Below are 4,601 nucleotides of genomic sequence, written 5' to 3' on the forward strand. Positions count from 1 at the left end.
GGCACCCCGCCCGCGCCCACCCCCCCCAGGACCCCCTCGCAGCCCCCCCCGACGCCCTGGCGCCGCGCCCGTTCTTTATTGAGATGGTGCTCATCGAGTTCTACACATTGACTTTCGTCGGCAGCGTCTGTTGTTTATACGACACCGGGTCGGGGGCCCGCGCGGCGCCGACATTTGCGCACGGGCCGGATTCGTGTCGACGAATCCGGCCCTTTCCGTGTTCCTGGGGGTCGTACGGCCCGGTACGTGTCCTCGCCGCGCCCGGGGTCAGACCGCGTCCGCGGGCTGTGCCTCGGCGGCCGGTGCCTGGTAGCGGGCGTGCGGGACGACCATCGGGGTGCCGGTGCGCGGGTCGGGGGCGATGTCGCAGGCCAGGCCGAAGACCTCCTGGACCAGCTCGGCCGTCATGACCTCCTCGGGGGTGCCCTGGGCGTGCACCTCGCCCCGGTCCATGACGACCAGGTGGGAGGCGAAGCGGGCGGCCTGGTTGAGGTCGTGGAGGACGGCGACGACGGTGCGGCCCTCCCGGTTCAGTTCGGCGCACAGCTCCAGCAGGTCGTACTGGTGGGCGATGTCCAGGAAGGTGGTCGGCTCGTCCAGGAGCAGCAGCTCCGTCTCCTGGGCCAGCACCATGGCGATCCAGGCGCGCTGGCGCTGGCCGCCGGAGAGCTGCCCGGCCTGCTCCTCGGCCAGCTCGGTCAGGCCGGTGCGGTCCAGGGCGAAGGCGATGGCCCGGTCGTCGTCGGGGGACCACTGGCGCAGCAGGGTGTGGTGCGGGTAGCGGCCCCGGCGGACCAGGTCGCGGACGGTGATGCCGTCGGGGGCGACCGGGCTCTGCGGCAGCAGGGCGACGTGCCGGGCCGCCTCCTTGCCGCGGTAGGAGTGCAGGTCGCTGCCGTGCAGGTGGAAGGTGCCGCTCTCCGGCTTGAGGATGCGGCCGTACCCCTTGAGCAGGGTCGACTTGCCGCACCCGTTGGGGCCGATGATCACGGTCAGCCCGCCGTGCGGCAGGTCCAGGGTGACGTCGCGGACGACGGGGGCGCCGCCGTAGGAGAGGGTGACCCCGCGTGCGCCGAGCCCCTTCTCCGGCGGGGCCCCGGCACCGGCCGTGGGGGCCGGGGTGGGGGCCGCGGACTTCTTCGCCGCTGTCTTCACAGGTTTCCCTTCCGCCATTCGCGGGTGAGCAGATAGCCGAGGTAGAGGCCGCCGATGGCCATGGTGTAGATCCCGACGGGCAGGTTGTCGAACCACGGCACCTGCTGGGCCGCCAGGTCGGCGAGGACCAGCAGCAGGGCGCCGGTGAGCGCGGAGAGGAAGAGGTGCGGTCCGGTCCCCCGGGTGAGCCGCCGGGCGATCTGCGGCGCGGTCAGCGAGATGAAGGCGATCGGCCCGGCGACGGTGACCGCCCCGGCCGACAGGACGATGGAGAGCAGCACCGCCGAGGTCTTGGTGCCCCGGGGTTCGGCGCCGAGTCCGGCGGCCAGCTCGTCGCCCATCTCGCCCACCTCCAGGCGCCGGGAGACCAGCGCGGTGAGCGGGGCGGCGACCAGCAGGACGATCCCGATGGTGACCGCGTGGTCCCAGGAGCGGGCGGCGAGGCTGCCGTTGATGTACGCGGTCAGTGCGGTGGCGTTGTCCCGCTCGACGGCGTAGACGACGTACTGGGTGAAGGCGGTGGCCAGGGCGGCGACGCCGATGCCCGCGACGACCAGGCGGCCCGGGTCGCGGAAGCCGGTGCCCGTGGAGACGTGGACGACGGCCATGGCGAGGGCTGCGCCGAGGAGGGCGCCGAGCCAGATCGGGCTGCCGGGCAGGAAGAGCGCGAAGAAGGCGGCGCCCGCCCCGGCCCCGGAGGCGAGACCGATGACGTCGGGGCTGCCGAGCGGGTTGCGGGTGACCGACTGGAAGAGGGCGCCGGAGAGGCCGAGCGCGGCTCCGGCGCCGACGCCGGTGACCAGGCGCGGGCCGCGCAGCCGGTTGAGGACGAAGCGGTTCTTGCCCTCGGCCCCGCCGAAGACGGCGCCGGGAAGCTCGTGCAGTGGGATGCCGAGGCGGCCCAGGCTGAGCGTGGCGACGGCGGCGAGGACGGTGAGGACCAGCAGGACCACGGCGACCACCACGGAGATCCGGCGCACCGGGAGGGCGACCGCGGAGCCGATCCGCAGGTGGCCGCCTGCGCGCGGCGGCGCGGCGGGGGCCGGGACGGGGCGGTCCTGGAGCTGGGGGGTGGTCATGAGGTCCCCTTCATCCGGCGGACGGCGTAGAGCAGCGCGGGGGCGCCGAGGAAGGCGGTGACGACGCCGACCATGAGTTCCTGCGGGCGCAGCACCAGCCGTCCGACGACGTCGGCGAGGAGCAGCAGGGCGGGGCCGAGCAGCACGGAGAAGACCAGTTGCAGCCGGAAGTCGACGCCGACGACGGCGCGGACGACGTGCGGCACGGCGAGGCCCACGAAGGCGATCGGGCCGACGGCGGCGGTGGCGGCGGCCGACAGGACCGTCGCGGAGAGCAGTCCGGCGGCGCGGACCACGGCCGGGTTGGCGCCGAGCGAGGAGGCGGACTCGTCGCCGAGGGCCAGGGTGTTGAGGCCGGGCGCCAGCGGCAGGGCGACCAGCAGACCGGCGGCGGCGAACGGCAGGACGGCCCAGAAGACCTCCATGTCCCGTCCGGCGAGCGCGCCGACCACCCAGTAGCGGTAGCTGTCGAAGACCTTCGGCATGCTGAGGGTGACGGCCTGGATGTACGCGTACAGGACGGCGGAGAGCACCGCCCCGGCGAGGACCAGCCGGACCAGGCCGCCGCCGCGGGAACCGGCCGCGCCGATGGCGTAGACGGCGACGCCCGCCAGGATGGCACCGGGCAGCGCCCACCAGACGGTGTCGGCGCCGGAGGTGGCGCCGAGGAAGGCGGTGGCGGTGACGACGCTGGCGGAGGCTCCGGCGTTGATGCCGAGCATGCCGGGGTCGGCGAGCGGGTTGCGGCTGATGCCCTGCATGAGCGTGCCGGCGACGGCGAGGCAGACACCGGCGAGGACCCCGAGGGCGGTGCGCGGGTAGCGGCTCTCGACGACGCTGGTGACGTACGGGTCGCCGTGGCCCGCCAGGACGTCCAGGACGTCGCCGATCGGGGTGGTGCGGCTGCCGAACATGACGCTGGCCGCCATCGCGAGAGCGAGGACGGCGACGCCGGCGAGGAGGGCGGAAACCCGCCGAGCGGTGCCGGCACGGGAGGTGCCGGCACCGCTCGGACGAGCGACGGTGGTCGTGGCCATGGAGGAGAGCGGTGCCTCAGTCGAGGGTCTTGACGGCGTCGTCGATCATCGGCAGGTAGCGCTCGATGACCCACGGCACGGTGAGCGGGTTGATGATCGAGGAGGCCGTCACGAAGGAGGTGTCCTCGCTGGTGACGAGCGAGCCGCGCTTGACGGCCGGCATGGCGGCGTACAGCGGCTGCTTCTCGATCTCGGCGCGGTTCTTCTTGTCGGTGTAGAAGGTGAAGAGAAGGTCGCTGTTCTTCAGCTTCTCGGCGTTCTCCAGGCCGATGATGGCGGAGTCGGTGCCCTCGACCTCCTTGAAGGTCTTCACCACCGGGTCGACGGTCAGGCCGAGGCCGGTCAGCATCTCGACGCGCTGCTCCTCGGGGAGGAAGACGCCGAGCGAGCCGGGGCCGTCGGTGTAGATGTAGGAGAAGGTGACGTCCTTGTACTTCGGACGGGTCGCGGCGGCGTCGGAGAGCTGCTTCTTGATGTCCTTGATCAGGCCCTCGCCCTCGTCGCTCTTGCCGAGCGCCTTGGCGATGATCTGGATCTGCTCGTCCCAGTTGGTCGACCAGGGCAGCTCGGGATAGGCGACGGTCGGCGCGATGTCCTTGAGGATGTCGTACTGCTCCTCCGTCACACCGGACCAGGGGGCGAGGATGACGTCGGGCTCCAGCTCGGTGATGGTCTCGAAGTCGATGTCCTCACCGCCGGCGAACTGCTTGGGGAGCTTGTCGCCCTTCTCCTTCACCGCCTCGTTGATCCACGGGAGGTAGCCGGACTTGTCGCTGCCCCACTCGTAGCTCTCGATGCCGACCGGGGTCGTGCCGAGCGCGATGGCGGTCTCCGCGGAACCCTGGCCGAGGGTGACGACCTTCTTCGGCTCCTCGGGTATCTCGGCGGTGCCGAGCTTGCTCTTGATGGAGACGGGGAAGGCACCGTCGCTCTTGGCGGAGGCACTCGGCTTCTCCTCGTCCGAGGAGGAGGAGCAGCCGCCGAGGACGACGACGAGCGCGGTGGCCGCGGCCGAGGCGGCGACTGCCTTGCGGCGCGCCCGGGAGAACAACGATGACATGGACGTTTCCTCAGGTCTGAAGAACTACGGAGCCGAGCGCCCCTGTCCGGGGCCAGGGGCGGACCCTGAAACCGGGGGAACGGGGAGCTGGTCGCAGCGGGGACCGTGCGACGTTAGGCAAGCCTAAGCTTATGGCCTGGCGGCTTTCAATCGACCTCGGGGGCGAGTGGGGGCGCTAGGCCCTGTCCGGCGGATCTTCGTGGAAGAGCCTGCGGCGTCTGGTGCGTGCTCTCGGCGTGCGCCCGGATCTCCCTCGTACTGGACGTACTC

At 72.0% G+C, this 4,601-nt stretch carries 4 protein-coding genes; all 4 read right to left on the reverse strand.

Annotation, left to right across the window (positions count from 1 at the left end; genetic code table 11):
- Positions 1-267: 267 nt before the first annotated feature.
- From ACFWMZ_RS28065 to ACFWMZ_RS28080, 4 genes are read right to left on the reverse strand one after another with little or no spacing between them, the layout of a single operon-like run.
- On the reverse strand, positions 268-1,155 hold the full coding sequence (locus ACFWMZ_RS28065; protein ID WP_383173907.1) for an ABC transporter ATP-binding protein: 888 nt from the start codon (positions 1,153-1,155) through the stop codon (positions 268-270).
- Complete coding sequence (locus ACFWMZ_RS28070) at positions 1,152-2,234, reverse strand: FecCD family ABC transporter permease (RefSeq protein WP_383173910.1); 1,083 nt, start codon at positions 2,232-2,234, stop codon at positions 1,152-1,154. Before ACFWMZ_RS28070 ends, ACFWMZ_RS28065 begins: the two co-directional genes overlap by 4 nt.
- Positions 2,231-3,271: a FecCD family ABC transporter permease gene (locus ACFWMZ_RS28075; RefSeq protein WP_383204976.1), complete on the reverse strand. Its 1,041-nt coding sequence runs from the start codon at positions 3,269-3,271 to the stop codon at positions 2,231-2,233. The genes ACFWMZ_RS28070 and ACFWMZ_RS28075 overlap by 4 nt, the downstream gene beginning before the upstream one ends.
- Before the next feature lie 16 nt (positions 3,272-3,287).
- Positions 3,288-4,331: an iron-siderophore ABC transporter substrate-binding protein gene (locus ACFWMZ_RS28080; protein WP_383173916.1), complete on the reverse strand. Its 1,044-nt coding sequence runs from the start codon at positions 4,329-4,331 to the stop codon at positions 3,288-3,290.
- Positions 4,332-4,601 lie beyond the last annotated feature (270 nt).

Origin of the sequence: Streptomyces sp. NPDC058373, from assembly GCF_042723275.1 — a bacterium.
GTDB lineage: Bacteria > Actinomycetota > Actinomycetes > Streptomycetales > Streptomycetaceae > Streptomyces.